The sequence below is a fragment of the Pseudomonas sp. LAMO17WK12:I1 genome (assembly GCF_900177315.1).
Classification (GTDB): Bacteria; Pseudomonadota; Gammaproteobacteria; order Pseudomonadales; family Pseudomonadaceae; genus Aquipseudomonas; species Aquipseudomonas marginalis.
The window spans coordinates 251455-275323 of the sequence record NZ_FWZV01000009.1 but is presented as its reverse complement, the minus strand read 5'-3'; the positions used below and the strand labels follow the sequence as shown (position 1 = coordinate 275323).

The window sequence follows — 23869 nt, the reverse complement described above, 5'->3', positions numbered from 1 at the left end:
CGATCAGACTTCATCGGTAGTGGGTTTGGAGTGGTCGCGGCCGAGGCCGGAGACATGTTGTTTTTCGTGCGCGGGCGCGGGCTCATCGAAATCCTTTGCGCCTGGCTCCTTGCCTTCGGCCGACATGTGCTCGATCACGGCATTCATCTCCGCCCCCAGCAACAGCACGGCGGCGGAGATGTAGAAGTACAGGAGCAACACGATGATCGCACCGATGCTGCCATACATGGCGTTGTAGTCGGCGAAGGTTTTGACGTAGTAGCCAAAACCGAGGGAGGCGACGATCCACACCACCACCGCAAGCACCGAACCCGGGGTAATAAAGCGAAATTTCTGCTCCACGTCCGGCATCACGTAATACATGAGGGCCACGGCAAACATCAGCAGGATCACGATCAGCGGCCATCGCACGATGGTCCACAAGGTCACCACGAATTCCTGCATGCCGATCTGGCCGGCCAGCCATTCCATCACCTGCGGGCCGAGCACCATCAGCGCGGCGGCGGCCAGCAGCATGCCGGCGATGCCGATGGTGTAGAAAACCGACAGCGGAAAACGCTTCCAGATCGGCCGGCCTTCCACGACGTCGTACGCGGCGTTCATGGCGCTCATCATCAGGCGCACGCCAGCGGAGGCGGTCCACAGGGCAATCACGATACCCACCGAGAGCAGGCCGCCCTTGGATTGCTGCAACTGGTCGATCACCGGGTTGACCTGCTCCAGGGCCTGGGGCGGCAGCACCAGTTCCGATTGCAGGCGCAGCCAGGTGAAAAAGTCCGGCAGGTGCAGGAAACCGATCAGGGCGATAAGGAACAGCAGGAAGGGAAACAACGAGAACAGCATCTGGTAGGCCAGTGCCGAGGCGTAGGTGGACATCTCGTCATCGACGAATTCCTTGACGGTGCGCACCAGCACTGTGTGGAGCTTGAGACCATCGAGAACCGGAAAAATCATAGCGTCTCCTTTCGCCGCAAAAAGGGGGGTCATGGGCGACTCAGGGGCCGTTTTCTACATCAAGGTAGCCTATTTGGCGACCTTGAAACAATTTCGAAACTTTAATCACTGCATGTGACATAAAAACGGCCATCCGTGGATGGCCGTCCGGCTGCACGATGGCAGTCTTACTTGGTCGCTTTTTTCACCGCGTCCTTGGTGTCGCCCACGGCTTTTTCAACCTGGCCTTTCTTTTCCTGCACGACGCCTTCAGCGCGCAGTTTGTCGTTGCCGGTGACTTTGCCGACGCCTTGCTTGATGTTACCGACGGCTTCGTCTTTCAAACCTTTTGCCTTATCCGCTGTGCTGCCCATGGTATTTCTCCGAAAGAACAATCAAAGGGTTTTGGTCATTACGTAGAGATTGACCCGAGGCCGTTCGGCAGAGTTTCAATTATTTTTCGGTGAACATTTCATCGCCAACGACAGGTTTGGCTTTATGTTTTGCAGCCAACCCACGAGAATGCCCGGCACATTCAGGCTCCAACGCTGAATAACAGATCCCGTAGGAAGGTTATGAAACTCAATAAAGCACAGGCCATCGCCCGCAGAAACCAGGAACTGGGCGGTGCCGTACTCGGCGTCAACAACTGCCACTTCACCGACCTGGACCGCAAACGCAACATCTGGTGGTTCGATCTGCCGGTGGGGCGTATTGCCGTCGGCCAGTACGAGTGGATTCACCTGTTGATGCACAACGCCGAGACCGACCAGCTGCTGCACCTGAAGGTGCCGACCGTGTTCCTGCGTGAAAAGCTCGAGGGGCTGGTGGTGCGCAACGCGGGCAAGCGCAAGCCGGAGATTACCCTGGAGCTGAGCGCGGATAAGGACTCGTTCTTGAAGGATGTGCGGCCGGCGGGTGCGGGTGTGAGCTTCGCGCAGTTCGCCGTGTAAGAACGCGGTCAAAAAAATGTGGGAGGGGGTAAGCCCCTCCCATATTTGGATTGGATTACTTTTTAAGACCGAGTTTCTTCAGTTCTTCATCGCGCAACTCGCGGCGCAGGATCTTGCCCACGTTGGTGGTCGGCAACGCATCGCGGAACTCCACGGCCTTGGGCACCTTGTAGCCGGTGACGTTGGCGCGCATGTGCTCCATGACCTGCTCCTTGGTCAGGGTGGCGCCCGGCTTGACCACGATGAAGAGCTTGATGTGTTCCCCGGATTTTTCATCCGGCACACCGATGGCCGCGCACTGCAGTACGCCCGGCAGGCCCGCCAGCACGTCCTCCAGCTCGTTGGGGTACACGTTGAAACCGGAGACCAGGATCATGTCCTTCTTGCGATCGACGATGCGCATGTAGCCATCCGGCTGGATGATCGCGATGTCGCCGGTCTTCAGCCAGCCTTCGCTGTCGAGCATCTCGGCGGTGGCGTCTTCACGCTGCCAGTAGCCCTTCATCACCTGCGGGCCCTTGACGCACAGTTCGCCGACTTCACCCAGGGCCAGCTCGACACCGTCGTCGGTGATGACCTTGCACAGGGTCGACGGCACCGGAATGCCGATGGTACCGATCTGGATATGCTGGATCGGGTTCACCGTGGCCACCGGGCTGGTTTCGGTCATGCCGTAGCCTTCGCAGATGCCGCAACCGGTCACCGCTTTCCAACGCTCGGCCGCCGCCAGTTGCAGGGCCATGCCGCCCGACAGGGTGACCTTCAGCGCGGAGAAGTCCAGCTTGCGGAAGGCTTCGTTGTTGCACAGCGCCACGAACAGAGTGTTCAGGCCGACAAAGCCGCTGAACTTCCACTTCGACAGTTCCTTGACCATCGCCGGCAGGTCGCGCGGGTTGCTGATCAGGATGTTGTGGTTGCCGATCAGCATCATCGCCATGCAATGAAAGGTGAACGCATAGATGTGGTACAGCGGCAGCGGCGTGATCAGGATCTCGCAACCTTCATTGAGGTTGGAGCCCATCAGCGCCTTGCATTGCAACATGTTGGCGACCAGGTTGCGGTGGGTGAGCATCGCGCCCTTGGCCACGCCGGTGGTGCCACCGGTGTATTGCAATACGGCCACATCGCCGCTGGCCGGGCAGACTTCGTTGACCGCTTGCCCCTGGCCCTTGGCGAGTACGTCGTTGAACTTGATCGCCTTGGGCAAGTGATAGGCCGGGACCATTTTCTTCACGTACTTGATGACGCTGTTGATCAGCAGGCGCTTGAGCGGCGGCAGCAGGTCGGCGACTTCGGTGACGATCACATGCTTGACGGCGGTCTTGGGCACGACCTTTTCCGCCAGGTGGGCCATGTTGGCCAGGCAGACCAGCGCCTTGGCGCCGGAATCATTGAATTGGTGTTCCATTTCCCGCGCGGTGTACAGCGGGTTGGTGTTGACCACGATCAGGCCGGCACGGATGGCGCCGAACACGGCGACCGGGTATTGCAGGACGTTGGGCAACTGCACGGCAATGCGATCGCCGGGCTTCAAGTCGGTATGCTGTTGCAGGTACGCGGCGAAGGCGCCGGACAGTTCGTACAATTCACCGTAGGTGATCGTCTTGCCCAGGTTGCTGAAGGCCGGTTTGTTGGCGAAGCGCTGGCAGGACTGCTTCAATACCGCCTGAATATTCGGATACTCGTCTGGATTGATTTCTGCAGCAATCCCGGCGGGGTACTTATCCTTCCAAAAGTCTTCGTGCATGGAAGCCCACTCCTCAGCGACGCGAATTCATCATCGCATTTGATGCGATTATTATTGGTGTATGTTTTTTTTTGGTGAATCTGGCGCTTTCAAGCAGGCCTAGACGTCACAAAGCGCGCCGAGAGTAGCAGCTTTGCCAAGGGCCGACTAGAGCCTAAAGAGGGCCCCGCAGTCATAATCACGACTGTCCTACAATATTTGGTCACACTTTAAACAGAAGTGAAATACGTTGATGAAAGGCTCTGGAATAAGGCCTTCAGGACGACACACGATAAATGTGGGAGGGGGCAAGCCGAATCGTCGCACCGCGACTCCCACATTTTTACCGAATCCACATCAGGCGATGTCGCGTAGTTCCCTGCGCAGGATCTTCCCTACCGGCGTCATCGGTAACGAGTCGCGCAAGACAATGTGCTTGGGCACCTTGTAACCCGTGAAGTTGGTCTTGCAGTACGCCTTCAACTCCTCAAGGCTCACCCCTTCTGCGCGCGCCACCACGAACAGCTTCACCGCCTCCCCCGTGCGCTCGTCCGGCACGCCGATCACCGCGCAGTTGGCCACGGCCGGATGGGCCATCACCACGTCCTCGATTTCGTTGGGGTACACATTGAAACCCGAGACGATGATCAAATCCTTCTTGCGGTCGACAATGCGCACAAACCCATCTTCGTCGATCACCGCGATGTCACCGGTCTTCAGCCAGCCTTCGGCGTCCAGGGCCTCAGCAGTGGCCGCCGGTTGCTGCCAATAGCCCTTCATCACCTGCGGGCCCTTGATACACAACTCACCGCGCTCGCCCAGGGGCAGCTCGGTGCCTTCGTCATCAATGACCTTCATCGCCGTGGCGGGCACCGGGATGCCCACGGTACCCAGGCGTGATTTGTTGCCGTAGGGGTTGGTGCTGGCCACCGGCGAGGTTTCCGTCAGGCCATAGCCCTCGCCGATCGAGCAGCCGGTGATCTGCTCCCAGCGTTCGGCCGTGGCCTTGATCAGGGCCGTGCCACCAGAGTTGGTGAGCTTGAGGTGGGAGAAATCCAGGTTCTTGAACTCCGGGTGGTCCATCAACGCCACAAACAGCGTGTTGAGCCCCAGCAGCCCGGTAAAGCGCCACTTTTTCAGCTCCTTGATAAACCCGCCGATGTCCCTGGGGTTGGTGATCAGTACATTGTGGTTACCCGAGACCATCATGCACATGCAGTTCGCGGTGAAGGCATAGATATGGTACAGCGGCAGCGGCGCGATCATCACCTCCTGCCCTTCCTTGATCAGTGGGTGGCCGTCATCGCCGGTCTGGGACATACAGGCGCGCACCTGTTGCATGTTCGCCACCAGGTTGCCATGGGTGAGCATCGCGCCCTTGGCCAGGCCGGTGGTGCCGCCGGTGTATTGCAGCACGGCAATATCGTCCAGGTTCACCGGATGGCGCGTCACGCCGAGGCCCGCGCCCATGCGCAGGGCGCGCTTGAACGACACCGCACGCGGCAGGTGGTAGGCCGGGACCATCTTCTTGACCTTGTCGACCACGGTGTTGACCAGCCAGCCTCTGGCGGCGGGCATGAAGTCGCCCATCCTGGCTTCGATCAGGTAGTCGATCTCGGTGTCTGTACACACGTCCTGCACCCGCGAACCGAACAGGTTGAGGTAGACCAGGGCACGCACGCCGGCGTCCTTGAACTGGTGGCGCATCTCGCGCGGGGTGTAGAGCGGGTTGGTGTTGACCACGATCAGCCCGGCGCGCAGTGCGCCGAACACGGCAATCGGGTAGTGCAGCACGTTGGGCATCTGTACGGCGATGCGCTCGCCGGGCTTGAGGTCGGTGTGCTGCTGCAGGTAGCCGGCGAACGCCGCACTCTGGCGCTCAAGCTCGGCGTAGGTCAGGGTGACGCCCATGTTGCTGAATGCCGGACGGTCGGCAAAGGCCTTGCACGAGCGCTCGAAGACTTCGATTACCGACTTGTAGGCCGACAGGTCGATGTCATTGGGAACGCCCGCCGCGCGTTTGTCATTCCAGAAATCAGGTTGCATTATTCTTGTCCCCTTACCTGAAGGTGTCCGGCCGCTTTTATAGAAAGCGGAGCTTGGGGGACGTTAGCAGCTATGGCCAAACAGGCAAATACAGCAAATTGCGTCATTGATTGTATGAATCTTGTCCCTGATGCGCAGGCAGATACCCCGTCGCCTGACAGATGAGCTATACACTGCAACAACGTCGATCAGACCTTGAGCAGACCTTGAGAAAGGGAACCCCATGAACCACAGCACCTTCTGGCTGACCGCGAATGACCGCAGCCGCCTGTACGTCAATCATTGGATGCCCGACGGGCCGGCCAAGGCGGTGGTCATGCTGTCCCACGGCATGGCGGAGCACAGCGGGCGCTATGCGCGGCTGGCCGAAGCCTTGTGCAGTGCAGGCTATGGCGTGTATGCGCCGGACCAGCGTGGCCACGGCCGCACCGCCGACGAAGGTACGCTGGGCCTGTATGCCGAAAAGGACGGCTGGAACAAAGTGGTGGGCGACCTGGCCAGCCTCAACCAGCACATCGGCCAGCAGCATCCGGGGCTGCCGATCATTTTGCTCGGCCACAGCATGGGCAGCTATATCGCCCAGGCCTACCTGCTGCACCACAGCGCCAGCCTGCATGGAGCGATTCTCAGCGGTTCGAATTTCCAGCCGGTGGCGCTGTACCGCGCCGCACGGCTGATCGCTCGCGCCGAACGCCTGCGCCAGGGTGTCCGTGGGCGCAGTGCGTTGATCGAGTTCCTGTCCTTCGGCTCGTTCAACAAGGCATTCAAGCCCAACCGCACCGCGTTCGACTGGCTCAGCCGTGACCCGAACGAAGTCGACAAATACATCAACGATCCACTCTGCGGTTTCCGCTGTACCAACCAACTATGGATCGATCTGCTCGGCGGCTTGCAGCAAATCAGCAAAGCGTCCAATCTCGCCCAGATCGATCCGGGCCTGCCGATCCTGGTGATGGGCGGCGAATGTGATCCGGTCAGTGAGGGCAAGCGTCTCAAAAGCCTGGCCCATGCCCTGCGTGAGGCCGGCAGCCAGCACCTGCAACTGAATATCTACCCGCAGGCACGTTACGAAGTGTTCAACGAAACCAATCGCGACGAAGTCACCGCCGATGTGCTGAGGTGGCTCGACCAGGCCCTGACCTTGCGCAGGCCGGCCCACTGCGAATAAATTTACGTTTAAAATCAGATAGTTAAATTACCGATTAGCCACAGGATGCACCTTTAGATGACCCAGGTAACCAACACCCCGTACGAAGCCCTTGAAGTCGGCCAGACCGCCAGCTACAGCAAGACCGTCGAAGAGCGTGATATCCAGCTGTTTGCCGCCATGTCCGGCGACCACAACCCGGTGCACCTGGATGCCGAATACGCCAAGGCGACCATGTTCAAGGAGCGTATCGCCCACGGTATGTTCAGCGGCGCCCTGATCAGCGCAGCCGTTGCGTGTGAGCTGCCCGGGCCGGGCACTATCTATATCGGCCAGCAGATGACCTTCCAGAAGCCGGTGAAAATCGGCGATACCCTGACCGTGCGCCTGGAAATCCTCGAGAAGCTGCCGAAGTTTCGCGTACGTATTGCCACCCGTGTGTTCAACCAGCGCGATGAGCTGGTCGTGGATGGCGAGGCGGAAATTCTTGCACCACGCAAGCAGCAGATCGTGACCTTGACCGAGCTGCCGCCGATCAGCATTGGCTGAGTACGGTTTTCAAGGCCAACACCCTGCAAATGTGGGAGGGGGCTTGCCCCCGATGGCGGTGTGTCAGTCATTGAAATATCGACTGATCCACCGCTATCGGGAGCAAGCCCCCTCCCACATGTGTTACACAGCAGCGCTTAGGACTGAGCGCGAGCCTGGTTACGCAGGGCTTTTACCTGGTCGTGATTGCGTTGCACGCCGTGGTACTGACGCTCAACCAGGTCACGAATGCCCAGCAGGTTGTGCTTGTTGATCTTCTCGATGGCTTCTTTGTAAGCCTTCAGTGCGTGGTCTTCGCCGCGCTCGGCTTCGTTCAGCACAGCCTCTTCGTCCTTACCGGTCAGCATCGACTTCACGTCGACCCAGCCACGGTGCAGGGCGCCGGCTACGCTGCCGGAGTCTTCCGGATCACCGCCCAGGGCACGCACGGCGGTCTTCAATTCGGCGGCAGCGGTAGCGCAGTCAGCGGAACGCTTGGCAAACAGCGCCTTGAGTTCCGGATGCTTGATGTCTTCTGCGCATTCCTTGAAGCCTTTCTGGCCGTCGATGCTGGTCTCGATCAGGTCGTTCAGTACGGAGATCGATTCTTTGTTGATGTCAGTCATTTTTCAATTCCTTAGGCAGGTGAAGAAGGGTTGTCTTAATGATTGCAGCGCTCGTGCCAGGTTTTGAAAAATTACTTTTATGTTTATTTTCAATAACTTAAAAATATTTGAACCATCTGTATGTACGTTATTTGCATGATCTGTCATTTGGCCTTCATGCAGAATGCCTGTATTTTCGAAGACCTCGCCTCACTTCACATGAAGCCCATGAATCCCGAAAAACTCGAACTGCTGATCACCCGCGAAATGCCCTTCGGCAAATACAAGGGCCGGATCATCGCCGACCTGCCGGGTCCCTACCTGAACTGGTTCGCCCGCGAAGGCTTTCCCCACGGCGAACTGGGCGGGTTGCTGGCATTGATGCAGGAAATCGACCACAACGGCTTGTCCGAATTGTTGGAACCGCTGCGCGTTAAACACGGCAAACCCGCCCCCCGCCATTAAGAGACTCACCATGCCAAGGAATGCCGACAACGAACCTCACTGGCAGGCCATCGCCCAGCGCTATGCGCTGGAGCCCGGCCCGATCAACCTGGAGAACGGCTACTTCGGGCGTATGAGCCGCGAGGTGCAGGCGCAGTACCTGGAGCACGTGGCTTTTATCAACCGCAGCAACTCGCTGTATGTGCGCCAGCGCTTCGAGCAAGGTGAAAACGTCGAGATCCGTCGCCAACTGGCGGGCCTGATCGACGTCGACCCCGAGGCAGTCGCCTTTACCCGCAACGCCACCGAAGCCTTGCAGTCGCTGATCCGCAACTACAACCGCCTGCAACCCGGCGATCAGGTGCTGATCAGCGATCTGGAATACGACACCGTCAAAGGTGCGATGCGCTGGTTGGCGGGTGTTCGCGGTGTAGAAGTGATCGAGTTGTCCCACACTCATCCGGCCAGTTTCGACAGCCTGGTGCAGACCTATCGCGATGCGTTCGCCCGGTACCCGCGCCTGAAGCTGATGGCACTCACCCATGTGACCCACCGCACCGGCCTGGTGATGCCCGTAGAGGCCATCGCCAAGGCCGCGCGTGAGCATGCCATCGACGTGATCCTCGACGGCGCCCATGCACTGGGCCAGATCGAGTTCAACCTCGCCGAACTGGGCATTGCGTTCGCCGGCTTCAACCTGCACAAATGGATCGGCGCGCCGCTGACCCTGGGGTTCCTCTATATCGCCCCCGAATGCCTGGCTGATATTGATCCGGACATGGGCGAGTTCCACTACCCCGCCACCGACGTGCGTGCGCGTACGTCGTACAGCACGCCGAATTTCCCCGCGTTAATGACGTTGCCGTTGGTGCTTGAAGAACATCGCGCCATGGGCGGCGCGGCGGCCAAGGGTGCGCGGGTCAGTTATCTGCGGGATGTATGGGTGAGCCAGGTGCGACCGTTGCCGGGGATCGAGGTGCTGACGCCGGATGATCCCCGGCTGTATTGCGGGATCACGGCATTCAAGTTCAGCGGGCGGGATCAGCAGGTGATGGTGGATCGCATGCTCAAGGACTATGGGCTGTTTACCACCACGCGCACCGGTGCGGCGTTTGGTACCTGTATCCGCGTGACACCGGGGTTGGTGACGTCGGCGGAGGACATCAATGTCCTGGTCAATGCCATTACCGAGCTAAGCAGAGACTAAAGGCGGGCCTCAGGTTTTTACCGGCAAAAAAAAGCGGTACACCGACCAAGTGCACCGCAAAAATGCCGTTAAGCACAGCAACAACGATTCGATGAATCAGATCAATCCAGCAGCGCCAGCGCCTGCGCGGTGACTTCCTGGATACGGGCCCAGTCGCCGTTCTTGACCCACTCCGGGTCAAGCATCCAGCTACCGCCCACGCACATCACGTTTTTCAACGCCATGTAGCTCTTGATATTGGCCGGGCCGACGCCGCCGGTCGGGCAGAACTTCACTTCGCCGAACGGGCCGCCCAGGGCCTTGATCGCGGCAACACCGCCGCTGACCTCGGCCGGGAACAGTTTGAAGCGGCGGTAGCCCAGGCCGTAGCCTTCCATGATGCCGGAGGCGTTGCTGATGCCTGGCAGGAGCGGGATCGGGCTGTGCACCGAGGCTTCCAGCAGGTCGCGGGTGATGCCGGGGGTGACGATAAATTGCGAACCGGCGACTTCAGCCGCTTCAAGCATGTGGCGGTCGAGTACGGTGCCGGCGCCGGTGCACAGTTCAGGCCGCTGCTCACGCAGCACCTGAATGGCCTTGAGGCCGAACTCGGAACGCAAGGTCACTTCCAATGCGGTCAAACCACCGGCTGCCAGGGCATCGGCCAGCGGCAGGATGTCCTGCTCGCGAGCGATGGTGATCACCGGCAGGATCCGCGCCTTGGCGCAGAGGCTGTCGATCAGGGCAACTTTATCCGCCATGGACACGGTCGGTTGAGGGCTTTTCATAGCGGCTGATCCTTGGCTCATGGGCACCAGTAAATCTCTAAAGTAGGTTGCAAAAACGCGCGAATCGGCATGGCAGCAACGTCGTCACTGGCCAGCGCGGCGCTCAAGGTGGTCAATTTCGAACTGCCGGAAATCGACAGCGCGGTGTAGTGGGCCGTGGCCAGCAATGCGCGACTCATGGTCAGGCGCTGGTGCGGCACGGTCGGCGCCAGCATCGGCCAGCAACGGCGGGTACCGTCGGCCTGCAGTGCAGCGGCGAGGTTCGGGCTGTTGGGAAACAGCGATGCGGTGTGGCCGTCATCGCCCATGCCCAGCACCAGCACATCAATGGCCGGCAGCTCGGCCAGCAGGCGATCGGCCTGCTCGGCAGCGTCTTCAAGGTTGGCGGCGGCGCTGTACAGGCTGAGGAACCTGGCCTTGGCCGCCGGGCCTTGCAACAGGTGCTGCTTCAACAGGCCGGCATTGCTGTCGGCGTGTTCCACCGGCACCCAGCGCTCATCGGCCAGGGTGATGGTGACCTTGGACCAGTCCAGGCCTTGCTTGGCCAGGTTCTGGAAAAACGCCACGGGGCTGCGGCCACCGGACACCACCAGGGTCGCCTCGCCACGGGCACTGATGGCCGCGCGCAGTTGCTCGGCCACGTCGTTGGCCAGGCCGTCCGCCAGCAGCACAGGCGTGCGGTACTCGTGGGCAGTCACGCCCCGAGGCAGTTTCAATTCAGATATCGCCATACCAAGACCTCCCATCCCGCGTGATCAGTGCAATCGAGCTCATCGGCCCCCAGGACCCCGCCGCATACGGCTTGGGCGCATCACCGGATTTTTTCCACCCGGCGATCAACTGGTCACACCACTTCCACGCGGCTTCGATTTCATCTTTGCGAACAAACAGGTTCTGATTGCCGCGCATCACTTCCAGCAACAACCGCTCGTAGGCATCGGGGATGCGTGCGCTGCGGTAGGTGTCGGAAAAATTCAGTTGCAGAGGCCCGCTGCGCAGTTGCATGCCCTTGTCCAGGCCCTGCTCCTTGGTCATCACGCGCAAGGAAATGCCTTCGTCCGGCTGCAGGCGGATGATCAACTTGTTGCTGATCTGCAAGCGCTGCTCGGGGGCGAAGATGTAATGAGACGGTTCCTTGAAGTGAATGACGATCTGCGACAGCTTCTGCGGCATACGCTTGCCGGTACGCAGGTAGAACGGCACCCCGGCCCAACGCCAGTTACGGATATCGGCCCGCAGCGCGACGAAGGTTTCGGTGTCGCTCTGGGTGTTGGAATTCTCTTCTTCCAGGTAACCCGGCACCGGCTTGCCGGCGCTGTAGCCGGCGATGTACTGGCCACGCACCACTTGAGTGGTAAGGCCATCCGGGCTGATCGGCGCCAGGGCCTTGAGCACCTTGACCTTCTCGTCACGGATGCTGTCGGCGGACAGGTCGGCCGGCGGGTCCATGGCGATCAGGCAAAGCAGCTGCAGCAAGTGGTTCTGGATCATGTCGCGCAGCTGGCCAGCCTTGTCGAAATAGCCCCAACGGCCTTCGATACCGACCTGTTCGGCCACGGTGATTTCCACGTGGGAGATGTAGTTCTGGTTCCACTGGGTTTCGAACAGGCTATTGGCGAAACGCAGGGCGATCAGGTTCTGGACGGTCTCTTTGCCCAGGTAGTGGTCGATACGGTAGGTGCGGTTTTCCGGGAAGAACTGCGCCACGGCATCGTTGACCTTGCGCGAGGATTCCAGGTCCGAACCGATGGGTTTCTCCAGCACGACGCGGGTGTTTTCCGCCAGGCCGACCTTGGACAGGTTCTCGCAGATCGCACCGTACACCGCCGCAGGCGTGGCGAAGTAGGCAATCAGGCGTTGCTCGGTGCCGGCCTTTTCCGCCAGGGCCACGTAGTCATCGGCTTTCATGAAGTCGACGTGGACATAGGTCAGGCGCGCCAGGAAGCGCTGGGCGATGCTCTCGTCCAGTTCCTTGCCGACGTATTTACGCAATTCTTTTTCGATATGGGCCAGGTGTTGCTGCTCGGAACCGGCTTCCCGGGCCAGGGCCAGGATACGGGTATCGTCGTGCAGCAGCCCGGCGCCATCCAGCTGATAGAGGGCAGGAAATAACTTGCGCAGCGCCAGATCACCCAAGGCGCCAAACAGGGCAAAGGTGCAGGGTTCTACGGTTATCGAAGGCATGATGTTTGTTCTTTTATCAAGTTAAGCTACAAATACCTTTTTTCAAGGCATCACTCAAGGAAAAATGTAGTAATAACCACAACATTTTCCGGAAATACGCATTCCGAGTGGTGGTGTTCAGCTACCCTCAGTAGGATAGGCCACCGCAAAAGGCCACTCGTCGATTGGTTGCCACCCTTTTATTTGCATCGTCGCCCGAAGGAAAGACTGAATGGACCGCGTGCGAAATCTTCTGGAACAGATCCGGAACCGCCTCGAAGAATTGAACAAGGCTGAGAAAAAAGTGGCCGAGGTCATCCTGCTCAACCCGCAGCAGGCGACCCGCTTCTCCATCGCAGCCCTCGCCCAGGCCGCCTCGGTCAGTGAACCGACGGTCAACCGTTTCTGCCGTTCGTTCGGCGTCAGCGGTTACCCTGAACTTAAATTGCAGTTGGCGCAAAGCCTGGCCAGTGGCGCAGCGTATGTCAGCCGCGCCGTGGAGGCCGATGATAACCCCGAGGCCTACACCCAGAAGATCTTTGGCAGCGCCATCGCCTCGCTGGACGCCGCCTGCCAGGCCCTGGACCCGGCCCTGATCAGCAAGGCCGTGGACCTGTTGATCCAGGCGCGGCAGATCCACTTCTTCGGCCTCGGTGCTTCGGCGCCGGTGGCCATGGACGCGCTGCACAAGTTTTTCCGCTTCAACCTGGCGGTCACCGCCCACGCCGACGTGCTGATGCAACGCATGATCGCCTCGGTGGCCCACACGGGCGAGCTGTTCGTGATCATTTCCTACACCGGGCGCACCCGTGAGCTGGTGGAAGTGGCGCGTATCGCCCGGGAAAACGGTGCGTCGGTGCTGGGCGTAACCGCCGAGAACTCGCCGCTGGCCAAGGCCAGTACCGTAAGCCTGAACATTCCGCTGCCCGAAGACACCGACATCTATATGCCGATGACCTCGCGGATCATTCAGTTGACGGTGCTGGATGTACTGGCCACCGGCATGACCTTGCGCCGCGGGGTGGATTTCCAGCCGCATTTGCGCAAGATCAAAGAGAGCTTGAATGACAGCCGGTATCCGGTGGGGGATGAGTTCAACTAAGCCAGCCTGTGTGCTGGCTTCACTGGCCTCATCGGGGACGATTCAACTTGCCCCCGATGAGGCCATAAGCCACGACGCTAGACTCCCGCCCGTGCCTGCAGACTGAGATGCGCCCGCTCCCCCGGCGCCAGGCTCGCCCCGGCCATCGCCGACTCCACGCACACAAACCCCGACGCCTCGTTAAAACTAACGCCCAATAGTGGCCGGCTGCCCGGATGCCATACGACGGTGTCGGCGCTGTCGCCGGTATCGATGCACAGTTCACGCTGCCAGGCGTGATCCTTGAGCTGCAGTTCGCCATCGTGCTGGAACACCCGCTGGCACCCGCCATCCACCCTTAGTTCGCCTTCCTGCTGGCACGCCTGGCGATTGAGCTGGTCGTAACCGTGCGCGCCGTCGAGCCCAGACAGCGCTATCTCATCAACGTGTCCAATACGCCAGTAAGCGTGCAAAGCATGGCTCAACTGGCACGGCAACTCGTCCTGATGCTCGGTGCTCAGGCGCAGTTCCAGGGTGTCGCCCAGGTGCGCGTGCAGGTCGACCTGCCAGTCGCACAGCTGCAATTGCCAGTGCAGGCGCACGCCGTCGTCGTCGCTGCTGCTGTCGAGCAGTTTCCAGTCGATCAACCGCGCCCAACCATGGGACGGCCAAGCGTTTTCGCTCGGATGGCGGCCATACCATGGCCAGCACACCGGTATGCCGCCACGGATGGCGCCGACTTGCGGCCACTTGGCTGCGCACCACAGCCAGGGTTTCTGGCCACGGGGCTGAAAGTGCAACAGTTGCGCGCCCTGGCGACTGAACACCGCCTGGCACAGCGGATGGTCGATTACCAACACGTCGCGCATCTGAAAGCGCTCCCAGGCGAACACCGGACGCTCGCGCAGGGATTTGAAAAAGCGTTGCAGCGGTTGCTCATGCATGTGCCACGGTCCCAAATATCACAGTGCCACCCAAAAAAAAGCGGATAGCCATGGCTACCCGCAAAATGCGCACAGAGAGAAGGAGCTTATCGCAACAGCGTTAGAACGTAGACTGAATTTTCAGGCCCGCCACCAGCGCGTTGTCGACTTTATCCACGCCGCCCGGTTGGACAACGTATTGCAGGTTGGGACGCACGGTCAGCCAGTTGGTGACGTGGAAACCGTAGTTGATTTCGAAGTTGTACTCAGTTTCGCGGATCGGCGAGAACAGCGGGTTGTCGTAATCGGCCACGCCGTTGGCGGCATTCAGCAGTTCGGCGTTTTTCTTCACGTCATCGTTGACGTGCAGACGCGCGGCACCAATACCGACGTCATCTTTCGGACGCGCGTCGAATGGGCCTTTGTACACCAGCATCAACGACTGGTAGTTGTCGACCAGGTTGGTTTCCTTGTCGTGGAAGGTCGCGTTGGCGGCGATGTTCAAGCCACGGGAAGCGTCGCCGTTATGGGTGGTGAGTTGCTGCTGGGCAACGAACCAGTAGCCTTTTTTGCTGCTGCGGGTACGGTAGGCCGCACCGGTGGTAGCAGCATCGTTGCCATTGACGTCTTCACGAACGTCAGCAGCATCGGCGGCGCTCTTGTAGTAACCCACACGGTATTCGCCCGGCAGGTTATTCACCTTCGGCGACCAGACCAATTCCACCGGAATCACGGTGCCCTTGGTGCCGCTGCCGCTGAGCTTGAAGCCGTTGCCGTGCTCCAGCTGCGACGGGTTCTGGTTGTACGCACCGATTTGCGCATACAGCTCAGGCGTGATGTTGTACTTCACGCGGATCGCGGCCTGGCTGACCGGCCAGTTGTACCAGGTGTTTACATAGTTGCCGACCTGGGAGCCACAGAACGACAGGTTCTGGAAGTCGCACGGGAAGGTGTTGAAGTCTTCGCCTTCACCGAAGTAGCCGAGCTTCACGTCCAGCTTGTTGTCGAACATCTGGTGCTGAATCCAGAACTGGGTCAGACGCACCATGTGGCCACGACCGTAGACTTCCATGGACGAGCTCAGCGTGCCGGCACGCGGGTCGCCAATGCGGTCGTTGGAGATGTTCTGGCCATTACGGTTAGTCAGCTGGATCTTGGCCTGGGTGTTATCCCAGCCCCACAGCTTTTGCAGGTCCAGCGCCACGCCCAACCCAAACTGGTCGGAGTAACGGCCGGTCTTGTCGTCGTTGTAGCCGCCGCGCAGGTTGGCGCCCATTTCCCCTACGTAGTCAGCCTTGATGTCGATACCTTGCTCGATCAGCTTGGTACGCTCGCCGCCCCAATCACCGGTCATCCACTTGGAGTCGGCACTGAATGCATCGGCCGCCATCGCATTGGCGGACAGTACAAGGGCTGCTGCTGCTGACAGTTGGCAGATCAGCCGAGTGTTGTTGTGTTGCTTTTTCATCCCTACATCCTCGTCTTTATTGTTATTAAACTGTTTTTATCTAACGCGGGTTACTTTTTTCATCTAAAACAACAACTTATCTACTTCAGCGACCTTTGAATTGGGCCACGTTGTCCGCATGCCCCTGTGCGGGCAATGAAGAAGCAGTGCCGAGGCGCTCGCCCGTGTTGGCGTCGAACAGCAATACCTTGGATGGATCGAATTGCAGTGTCAGGGTCTCGCCCACCTGCGGCGCCACATCAGGCGCCAAACGGCAGCAGACCTTGGTGTCATTGAGCTGCACAAACACCAGTGTGTCCGGGCCGGTCGGCTCGGTGACCTGGACCTCGGCACGAATGCTCGACGAACCATTACCCTCACCCGACGCCAGCACGATCTGCTCCGGGCGCAGGCCCAGAATCACATCACGGTCTTCCAGGCCGGCGTCGTTCATACCCAGCGGCAATTCGCATCGCGCCTGGCCGCTGTCGAGCAGCGCCACCAACTTCCCGTCCTTGCGTTTTAGGCGCATAGGAACGAAGTTCATCGGTGGTGAACCGATAAAGCTTGCCACAAATAGGTTAGCAGGGTCGTTGTAAATTTCTTTCGGCGTGCCGAATTGTTGGATGATGCCGTCCTTCATCACCGCCACTTTATCGCCCAGGGTCATCGCTTCGATCTGGTCGTGGGTCACGTAGACCGTGGTGGTCTTGAGGCGCTGGTGCATCAGCTTCATTTCGGTACGCATCTCGACGCGCAGCTTGGCGTCGAGGTTCGACAGCGGTTCGTCGAACAGGTAGATCTTCGGCCGACGTGCCAGGGCCCGGCCCATGGCCACGCGCTGTTGCTGGCCGCCGGAGAGCTGGCCCGGCTTGCGGTTGAGCAGGTGTTCGATCTGCAGCAGCTTGGCCACCCGCGCCACTTCGGCGTCGATGTCGGCCTGGGGCATCTTGCGGATCTTGAGGCCGAACTCGATGTTCTCGCGCACGCTCATGGTCGGGTACAGCGCGTAGGACTGGAACACCATGGCGATGTCACGGTCCTTGGGGCTCATGCCGCTGACGTCCTGGTCGCCGATCATGATCGCGCCGCCGGTGATGGTCTCCAGGCCGGCGATGCAGTTCATCAGCGTGGACTTACCGCAACCCGAAGGACCGACCAGGATCAGGAACTCCCCTTCCTTGATCGACAGTTCGATGTTCTTCAAGGTGTCGGGCAGGCCGGCGCCATAGGTCTTGTTTACATTGCGAAGTTCAAGCGTAGCCATGATTACCCCTTGACCGCGCCGGCCGTCAGGCCGCGCACGAAATACTTGCCTGCGATCACATAGACCAGCAGGGTCGGCAGCCCGGCGATCATCGCCGCCGCCATATCCACGTTATATTCCTTGGCCCCGGTGCTGGTGTTGACCAGGTTGTTCAGCGCCACCGTGATGGGCTGGGAGTCGCCACTGGAGAACACCACACCGAACAGGAAGTCGTTCCAGATCTGGGTGAACTGCCAGATCAGGCAGACCATGATGATCGGCGTGGACATCGGCAGAATGATCTGACGGAAGATGGTGAAGAAACCGGCCCCGTCCAGGCGTGCCGCCTTGATCAGCGCATCCGGGATGCTCACGTAGTAGTTACGGAAGAACAGCGTGGTGAACGCCAGGCCGTACACCACGTGCACAAACACCAGGCCGGTGGTGGTGCTGGCCAGGCCCATCTTGCCGAGGGTGAACGACGCGGGCAGCAGCACGGTCTGGAACGGCAGGAAGCAGCCGAACAACAGCAAGCCGAAGAACAGCTGCGAACCACGGAAGCGCCAGAACGACAGCACATAACCGTTCAATGCACCGATGGCGGTGGAAATCAGCACGGCCGGCACGGTGATCTTGAGCGAGTTCCAGAAGTAGCCATCCACGGTGGCCCAGGCCTTGACCCAGCCGATGCCGCTGACCACGGTCGGCCAGCTCAACAGGTTGCCGGTGCTGATGTCTTCCGGGGTCTTGAAGCTGGTGAGCAACATCACCACCAGCGGTACCAGGTACAGCAATACAGCGAGGATCAACACCGCGTAGATCGCGATGCGGCTCAGGCTGATGGCAGGTTTGGCAGCGAGACTAGTCATTACGCTTGGTCCTCAGCTCGGAGTAGAGGTAAGGCACGATGATCGCGAGGATCGCACCGAGCATCAGGATTGCACTGGCCGAGCCCATGCCCATCTGGCCACGGCTGAAGGTGAACGAGTACATGAACATGGCGGGCAGGTCGGACGAATAGCCCGGGCCACCGGCCGTCATGGCCGCCACCAGGTCGAAGCTCTTGATCGCAATGTGCGCCAGGATCATCACCGCACTGAAGAACACCGGACGCAGGCTCGGCAGCACCACGCTCCAGTAGATGCGCGGCAGGCTCGCGCCGTCGATCTGGGCGGCACGGATGATCGACTGATCAACCCCACGCAGGCCGGCGAGGAACATCGCCATGATGAAACCGGAGGCTTGCCACACGGCGGCAATCACCAGGCAGTAGACCACCCGGTCCGGGTCGATCAGCCAGTCGAGACGGAAGCCTTCCCAGCCCCAGTCACGCAGGAGTTTGTCCAGGCCCATGCCCGGGTTGAGCAGCCATTTCCAGGCGGTACCGGTGACGATCATCGAGAGCGCCATCGGGTACAGGTAAATGGTGCGGATAAAACCTTCGCGGCGGATTTTCTGGTCGAGGAAAATCGCCAGCGTCACGCCGATCACCAGGGTGATGCCGATGAACATCCCGCCGAACAGCGCCAGGTTCTTGCTCGCCACCCACCAACGGTCGTTGTCGAACAACCGCTCGTATTGCGCAAGACCCGCCCATTTGTAGCTTGGCAGGAACGTAGAGGTGGTGAACGAGAGCACAAACGTCCACAGGATGTAGCCGTAGAAACCCACCAACACGATGAACATGCTGGGCGCCAGCACCAGTTTGGGTAGCCAGCGCTGCAGTGCATCGAACGGCGAGGCTTTGCTGAACACAGCAACAGAACTCATGGGGAAATCCAATACAGGGAAAAAGGACTACAGAAGCACGCCTTGTGAGGGGTCAGGGATCCCCCTCACAAGGTCAACCGTTACTTGGCAGACTTGATCGCAGCGCCGAGTTTCTTGGCGGTGTCGGCCGGGTCGGCTTTCGGGTCGTTGATGTAGTTGGTCACGACATCGAAGAACGCACCTTGCACCGCCAGGGTGGTGGCCATGTTGTGCGCCATGCTTGGCTGCAGGCCGCCGGTCTTGGCGTCAGCCAGGAAGTCCTTGGCGGCGGTCTGGGCGCAGGAGTCGAAACCGTAGGAGTCCATTTTGTTCAGCATGTCGTTGCGAACAGGGATCGAGCCCTTGTTGATGCTGAACACCTTCTGGAAGTTTTCACCCAGCACGACTTTGGCGATGTCCTGCTGGCCAGCGGCAGTGCCTTTGTCTTTCTGCTTGAACACCGCCAGGGAGTCGATGTTGTAGGTGAAGGCTTTGTCGGTGCCCGGGAAGGCTACGCACTCGTAGTCTTTGCCGGCGACTTTCTTCGCGGCGGTCCATTCGGACTTGGCCCAGTCACCCATGATCTGCATACCGGCCTTGCCGTTGATGACCTTGCCTGCTTCGAGGTTCCAGTCCTGGCCTTTGCCGTCGACGTCCATATAGGTCGCGACTTTCTTCAGCTCGGTCAGGGACTTGACCATTTCCGGGCCGGTCAGCGCAGCGTTATCGAGGTCGACCAGGGCTTTCTTGTAGCCATCGGCGCCCATTACCGACAGGACCACCGCTTCGAACACGGTGCTGTCCTGCCAAGGCTGGCCACCGTGGGCAAGCGGGATGAAGCCCGCGGCCTTGAGCTTGTCGCCGGCGGCGTAGAATTCTTCGAGGGTGGTGGGGTTCTTGGTGATACCGGCTTTCTTGAAGACTTCCGGGTTGATCCACAGCCAGTTCACGCGGTGGATGTTGACCGGTACGGCAACGTAGTCGCCGTCGTACTTCACGGTGTCGGAGACTTTCTTGTCGAGCAGGGAATCCCATTTTTCGTCTTTGGCGACGGACTTCAGGACGTCGGTGTCGAGCAGGCCGGTAGAGGCCCACTCCTGGATGTCGGGGCCTTTGATCTGGGCAACGCCTGGCGGGTTGCCGGCGACCGCGCGGCTTTTCAGCACGGTCATGGCCGTGGCGCCACCGCCACCTGCGACGGCGCCGTCTTTCCAGGTGAAGCCGTCTTTCTCTACTTGGGCCTTCAGGACATCTACAGCCGCTTTTTCGCCACCCGAGGTCCACCAATGCACAACTTCAACCGTCCCTTTGGAGTCGGCGGCAAATGCACTGAGGGGAAACAACGAGGCAACGGAAATAGCTACGGCGAGGCGATTAATCGCGTTCATCTGAATACCTTTTCTTGTTGTTATGCATGCAAGTCTGGAGCTTGCGCTGCACGGAGTTTAAACATGGTTTTTTCGAGCACAGGTAACAAAGGGATGCACAAATGTCACCACTTGGTGACATAACACCCAGCGCCTAAAGCGCTGGCCATGCTTGGGGCCAGGGGCAGTGCAGGCAGCACAACCGCTTGCCAGGCATGGTACAGGTCCGGTTTACCGCCCCAGATGGTGCTGCTGGGCTGGTTGTGCGGGCTGAGTTCGTGGTGCCAGCTGCCGTGGAGGCGGTCGATGAAATGGGTGTCGCAAAACTCCCAGAAACGCCGGTACCAGGTTTCGTAATGCAGCTCACCCGTGCGTTTGAGCAAGGCCTGGGCAGCGGCGCTGGCTTCGGCGTGGGTCCAGTGCAGACGCTCACGCACGACCGGGCGGTGGCTCCAGTCCAGGGTGTAGACGATACCGGGGGCGCCATCCACGGCCCAGGCATAGTCGCAGGCGCTGGCGAACAGGCCCTTGGCGGCGCTCAGCAGCCAGTCCGGCGTGGCCAGCCCGGCCTGCAGGCGCGCGGCTTCCAGGTGCAGCACCAGCCGCGCCCACTCAAAGCCATGGCCAGGGGTGATGCCATACGGGCGGAAGCCATCGGCGGGGTTGTCTTCGTTGTAATCGAGCAGGGGTTGCCATTGCGCGTCGAAATGCTCGATCACCATGAACTGGTTGGCGGCGGCGTGGGTATGAATCACTCGTTCGACGATGCGCAGGGCGCGGTCCAGCCAACGAGTGTCGGCGGTGACATCGGCCAGGGCCAGGAAGGCTTCGGTGGCGTGCATGTTGCTGTTGGCGCCGCGATAGGCTTCGACGCCGTTCCAGTCCCGGGCGAAGGATTCGAGCATCACGCCCTCCTCTTCGCTCCAGAAGAACTGGTCGATGATATGAATGGCGTCGCTCAGCAGATTTTGCGCGCCAGGCGCGCCCGCCACCACGGCAGAGCTGGCGGCCAGGGCGACAAAGGCATGCAGGTAGGCCGCCTTGCCGGTGTTGCCGTCCAGGGCCTGGGGTGCGGCGAACCAGCCACCGTGTTCGCTGTCACGCAAAGGTCCGCCCAGGGCCGCAACACCGTGCGCCACCAATTCGGCATAACCCGGCAAGCCCATGGCATGGGCCATGGCGAAGCTGTGGGTCATGCGCGCGGTATTCATGGTTTCGGCGTGGGCATCGGCCGGCAACTGGCCTTTGTCGTCGAGGTTGCCAAACCCCTCAGGCAGACGGGAGGCCTTGGCGAATGCCAGCAGGCGTTGGCCTTCGGCGGCGAGCCAGGCGTGATGGGCAGGTGCATTCAGCCAACTGCTGGCAGGCAGTGGTTGCGTGGTCATGGGTGGCCCTTATTATTGTTTGTGGGATGACGCGGAGTCTAAACAAGGGCGAGGTGGGGGCAAGTAACGAAGGGGATGGGAAATGTCACCAGATGGTGACATTCAAGCCGCTCAGTCGGCCTGTGGCGAGCGGGCTTGCCACAGGCCCGATATTACTGGCCGAGCGGCGTGACAGCCGCTGGCGCGTTGAGGCGCTGATTCAGGTTCTGCACCTGGCTCTGCAAGGTGGTGATATTGCGGGTGGTCTGGATGCGAAACACGTCGAACTCCTTGTTGGTCGGCGCATCGCTGTTGGCCGGCTGGCTGTCCTGGGCGCTTTTGAGTACCACGAGGTCCTGCTCAAGACGGGCGATGGCTGCGCTCGGGTTACCTTGCTTTTTCAAGGCGGCCACATCAGCAGCCAATTCCTTTATCTCGGTATCGCGCTTGCCGGCATCGCCCTGCGCTGCCTTCAGGGTGGCCACTGCATCGGTCAAGGCTTGCACCTGGCCCTGCAGCTTGGCATTGGCGCCCGACAGCTCAGTGGTGCTGGCAGTCATTTGCGCCAGGCGCTTGTCCAGCTCGGTGGCCTGGCCGGCAACGCCGAGTTGCTGCTTGCCCTGCTCCAGCAGCTGGGTTTCCAGCTGTTTGATCTGCAGTTTCAGTGCTTCGCTGCCGTTGTTCACGTTGGCTTCACTGGCTACGACCTTGCCGGAAATGTCCTGCAGGCGCCCTGCCGCTTCTTCGCTGATGCGCGCAAAGCTTTCCTGGGTAGCAACCAACTGCTGGCCCATCAGGGAAATCTGCTGGAAGCTCCACCAGGCCAGGCCGGCGAAGGCGATCAGCAGCGCGCCGATCAATGCCCACAGCGGGCCGGTGCTGGCGCCCTTGACCTTGACCACGGGCGTGTTGCGCGAACGCACCGAGGTGGCCGGGGAAGGCTCGAAATCATCGTCATCCCCAAGATCGGCCCGCAGGCTGGGAATGTTGTCGAAATCGTCTTTGGCATCGTTACGCATGAATCAACCCTGAATCAGTGAGTTAGCCGGCTGGAAAGCCGAGCGACGGGAGTATAAACCCCAACCCCATCGCGTTGATCGACCCGGAACCTGGAATTCGGTTCCCGATGTGTTGCCTGTTGTGACCTTATTTGAACCCGGGATCCTGGGCCTTCCACCAACTGCAGAACTCGTCGAGGGCGGTCCACAGGCTGACCTTGGGCTCGTAATCCAGATAATGCCTGGCCCGGCTGATGTCGAGGGTGAAATCTTTGTTCATTACCTGCATGCCCAGGCGCGATAACGCCGGCTCCGGACGACCGGGCCACATTGCGCAAAAGGCTTCGTTAAGCGCCGCCACGCTGTAGGACAAGCCGTAGGAGCGATAACGGGTCACCTGGGGCAACTCCATTTGGCGCATCACGTAATTGACCACATCCCACACCGGCACCGGCGTGCCGTTGCTGATGTTGTAGGCCTTGCCCAGGGCCGAACCGGTGGCCAGCAAACTGCTGAGCAGCGCTTCGTTGAGGTTGTGCACACTGGTGAAGTCGACCTTGTTGAGACCGTCGCCGACGATAGCCAGGCGGTTCTTGCGCTGCATTTTCAGCAGGCGCGGAAAAATACTCATGTCACCGGCACCGGTGACGAACCGCGGGCGCAGGGCCAGCACCTCGAGGCCGAACTCCTGGGCGCCGAACACTTTCTGTTCGGCCAGGTACTTCGTGGCCGCATAGGGATGCTTGAAGCGCTTGGGGACTTGCTCTTCGGTCAACCCGAGGTGATCGCGCCCGTCGAAGTAGATCGACGGCGACGACAGGTGCACCAGACGGCCCACGCGCTGCTTGAGGCAGGCTTCCACGACGTTTTCAGTCACCAGCACGTTGCCTTGATGGAAGTCCTGGTACTTCCCCCACAAGCCCACGGCGCCTGCACAATGCACAACGGCTTCGACATCGCGGCACAGGTCGCGCACCAGGTCGGCATCACTCAAGTCACCCTGGATAAACTCGGCACCGCGTCGAACCAGGTGCTCCACCCCCTCGGCGCGCCGCCCGTTGACCCGCACGTCCAGGCCCTGCTCCAGGGCGAAACGCGCAAAGCGCCCGCCGATGAAGCCGCTTGCGCCGGTGACCAGAATCTTCATGTATTACCCCGTGTTCTTTCATTTTTCA

General features: G+C 60.2%; 23 protein-coding genes. 6 read left to right on the top strand and 17 right to left on the bottom strand.

What is annotated here, in order from left to right:
- Positions 1-3: 3 nt before the first annotated feature.
- Positions 4-954 carry a YihY/virulence factor BrkB family protein gene (locus tag B9N88_RS19175; RefSeq protein WP_027605604.1) on the bottom strand — a complete coding sequence of 317 codons (951 nt, stop codon included), beginning with the start codon at positions 952-954 and terminating at the stop codon, positions 4-6.
- 167 nt (positions 955-1121) lie between these two features.
- Entirely contained in the window at positions 1122-1307 is a 186-nt protein-coding gene (locus tag B9N88_RS19170) for a CsbD family protein (RefSeq protein ID WP_016973106.1), read from the bottom strand.
- Positions 1308-1508: 201 nt separating this feature from the next.
- Between B9N88_RS19170 and B9N88_RS19165 the strand changes: the two genes are divergently transcribed.
- Positions 1509-1886, top strand: a complete 378-nt coding sequence (locus B9N88_RS19165) for a hypothetical protein (protein WP_027605603.1) — start codon at positions 1509-1511, stop codon at positions 1884-1886.
- Between the two features lie 55 nt (positions 1887-1941).
- On the opposite strand, the gene fadD1 is transcribed toward B9N88_RS19165, so the two are convergent.
- Both fadD1 and fadD2 read right to left on the bottom strand, forming a co-directional pair.
- A complete protein-coding gene (gene fadD1 / locus B9N88_RS19160; RefSeq protein WP_027605602.1) occupies positions 1942-3633 on the bottom strand; it encodes a long-chain-fatty-acid--CoA ligase FadD1 in 1692 nt (563 codons plus the stop codon).
- Between the two features lie 336 nt (positions 3634-3969).
- On the bottom strand, positions 3970-5658 hold the full coding sequence (gene fadD2 / locus B9N88_RS19155; protein ID WP_027605601.1) for a long-chain-fatty-acid--CoA ligase FadD2: 1689 nt from the start codon (positions 5656-5658) through the stop codon (positions 3970-3972).
- Positions 5659-5881: 223 nt separating this feature from the next.
- On the opposite strand from fadD2, the gene B9N88_RS19150 reads away from it, so the two are divergent.
- A complete protein-coding gene (locus B9N88_RS19150; protein ID WP_027605600.1) occupies positions 5882-6826 on the top strand; it encodes an alpha/beta hydrolase in 945 nt (314 codons plus the stop codon).
- Between the two features lie 57 nt (positions 6827-6883).
- On the top strand, positions 6884-7354 hold the full coding sequence (locus B9N88_RS19145) for a MaoC family dehydratase (RefSeq protein ID WP_027605599.1): 471 nt from the start codon (positions 6884-6886) through the stop codon (positions 7352-7354).
- A 137-nt stretch (positions 7355-7491) separates the two neighbouring features.
- Here B9N88_RS19145 and B9N88_RS19140 read toward each other — a convergent pair whose 3' ends face one another.
- The gene (locus B9N88_RS19140; RefSeq protein ID WP_010208206.1) at positions 7492-7959 is read right to left on the bottom strand and encodes a ferritin-like domain-containing protein; all 468 of its coding nucleotides are present in this window, start codon (positions 7957-7959) and stop codon (positions 7492-7494) included.
- Between the two features lie 207 nt (positions 7960-8166).
- On the opposite strand from B9N88_RS19140, the gene B9N88_RS19135 reads away from it, so the two are divergent.
- Both B9N88_RS19135 and B9N88_RS19130 read left to right on the top strand, forming a co-directional pair.
- The gene (locus tag B9N88_RS19135; RefSeq protein WP_017139191.1) at positions 8167-8403 is read left to right on the top strand and encodes a DUF3820 family protein; all 237 of its coding nucleotides are present in this window, start codon (positions 8167-8169) and stop codon (positions 8401-8403) included.
- A gap of 10 nt (positions 8404-8413) precedes the next feature.
- Positions 8414-9589: an aminotransferase class V-fold PLP-dependent enzyme gene (locus B9N88_RS19130; protein WP_027605598.1), complete on the top strand. Its 1176-nt coding sequence runs from the start codon at positions 8414-8416 to the stop codon at positions 9587-9589.
- A 101-nt stretch (positions 9590-9690) separates the two neighbouring features.
- Here the strand turns inward: B9N88_RS19130 and B9N88_RS19125 are convergent, their stop codons facing one another.
- Genes B9N88_RS19125 through zwf form a run of 3 tightly spaced genes read right to left on the bottom strand, consistent with a single transcriptional unit; the run spans position 9691 to position 12540 of the window.
- Complete coding sequence (locus B9N88_RS19125) at positions 9691-10356, bottom strand: bifunctional 4-hydroxy-2-oxoglutarate aldolase/2-dehydro-3-deoxy-phosphogluconate aldolase (protein ID WP_026067364.1); 666 nt, start codon at positions 10354-10356, stop codon at positions 9691-9693.
- 17 nt (positions 10357-10373) lie between these two features.
- A complete protein-coding gene (gene pgl, locus B9N88_RS19120; protein WP_027605597.1) occupies positions 10374-11087 on the bottom strand; it encodes a 6-phosphogluconolactonase in 714 nt (237 codons plus the stop codon).
- Complete coding sequence (gene zwf, locus B9N88_RS19115) at positions 11074-12540, bottom strand: glucose-6-phosphate dehydrogenase (protein ID WP_027605596.1); 1467 nt, start codon at positions 12538-12540, stop codon at positions 11074-11076. Before zwf ends, pgl begins: the two co-directional genes overlap by 14 nt.
- Positions 12541-12760: 220 nt before the next feature.
- Between zwf and B9N88_RS19110 the strand changes: the two genes are divergently transcribed.
- The gene (locus B9N88_RS19110) at positions 12761-13621 is read left to right on the top strand and encodes a MurR/RpiR family transcriptional regulator (RefSeq protein WP_169898656.1); all 861 of its coding nucleotides are present in this window, start codon (positions 12761-12763) and stop codon (positions 13619-13621) included.
- A 77-nt stretch (positions 13622-13698) separates the two neighbouring features.
- On the opposite strand, the gene B9N88_RS19105 is transcribed toward B9N88_RS19110, so the two are convergent.
- The 9 genes from B9N88_RS19105 to B9N88_RS19065 all read right to left on the bottom strand — a co-directional run bounded on the left by B9N88_RS19105 (position 13699) and on the right by B9N88_RS19065 (position 23841).
- Positions 13699-14544, bottom strand: coding sequence for a D-hexose-6-phosphate mutarotase (locus B9N88_RS19105; protein WP_027605595.1), 846 nt, complete (start codon positions 14542-14544; stop codon positions 13699-13701).
- A gap of 100 nt (positions 14545-14644) precedes the next feature.
- A complete protein-coding gene (locus B9N88_RS19100) occupies positions 14645-15991 on the bottom strand; it encodes a carbohydrate porin (RefSeq protein WP_027605594.1) in 1347 nt (448 codons plus the stop codon).
- 85 nt (positions 15992-16076) lie between these two features.
- Complete coding sequence (locus B9N88_RS19095; RefSeq protein WP_027605593.1) at positions 16077-17237, bottom strand: ABC transporter ATP-binding protein; 1161 nt, start codon at positions 17235-17237, stop codon at positions 16077-16079.
- 2 nt (positions 17238-17239) lie between these two features.
- Complete coding sequence (locus tag B9N88_RS19090) at positions 17240-18085, bottom strand: carbohydrate ABC transporter permease (protein WP_027605592.1); 846 nt, start codon at positions 18083-18085, stop codon at positions 17240-17242.
- Complete coding sequence (locus B9N88_RS19085; protein WP_003175732.1) at positions 18078-18986, bottom strand: carbohydrate ABC transporter permease; 909 nt, start codon at positions 18984-18986, stop codon at positions 18078-18080. The genes B9N88_RS19090 and B9N88_RS19085 overlap by 8 nt, the downstream gene beginning before the upstream one ends.
- An 80-nt stretch (positions 18987-19066) precedes the next feature.
- Positions 19067-20353 carry an ABC transporter substrate-binding protein gene (locus tag B9N88_RS19080; RefSeq protein ID WP_027605591.1) on the bottom strand — a complete coding sequence of 429 codons (1287 nt, stop codon included), beginning with the start codon at positions 20351-20353 and terminating at the stop codon, positions 19067-19069.
- A gap of 104 nt (positions 20354-20457) precedes the next feature.
- Positions 20458-21717, bottom strand: coding sequence for a D-mannose isomerase (locus B9N88_RS19075; RefSeq protein WP_027605590.1), 1260 nt, complete (start codon positions 21715-21717; stop codon positions 20458-20460).
- Between the two features lie 152 nt (positions 21718-21869).
- Positions 21870-22715, bottom strand: a complete 846-nt coding sequence (locus tag B9N88_RS19070; protein ID WP_027605589.1) for an ATPase — start codon at positions 22713-22715, stop codon at positions 21870-21872.
- A gap of 127 nt (positions 22716-22842) precedes the next feature.
- Positions 22843-23841 carry an NAD-dependent epimerase/dehydratase family protein gene (locus B9N88_RS19065; protein ID WP_027605588.1) on the bottom strand — a complete coding sequence of 333 codons (999 nt, stop codon included), beginning with the start codon at positions 23839-23841 and terminating at the stop codon, positions 22843-22845.
- Positions 23842-23869: the final 28 nt, after the last annotated feature.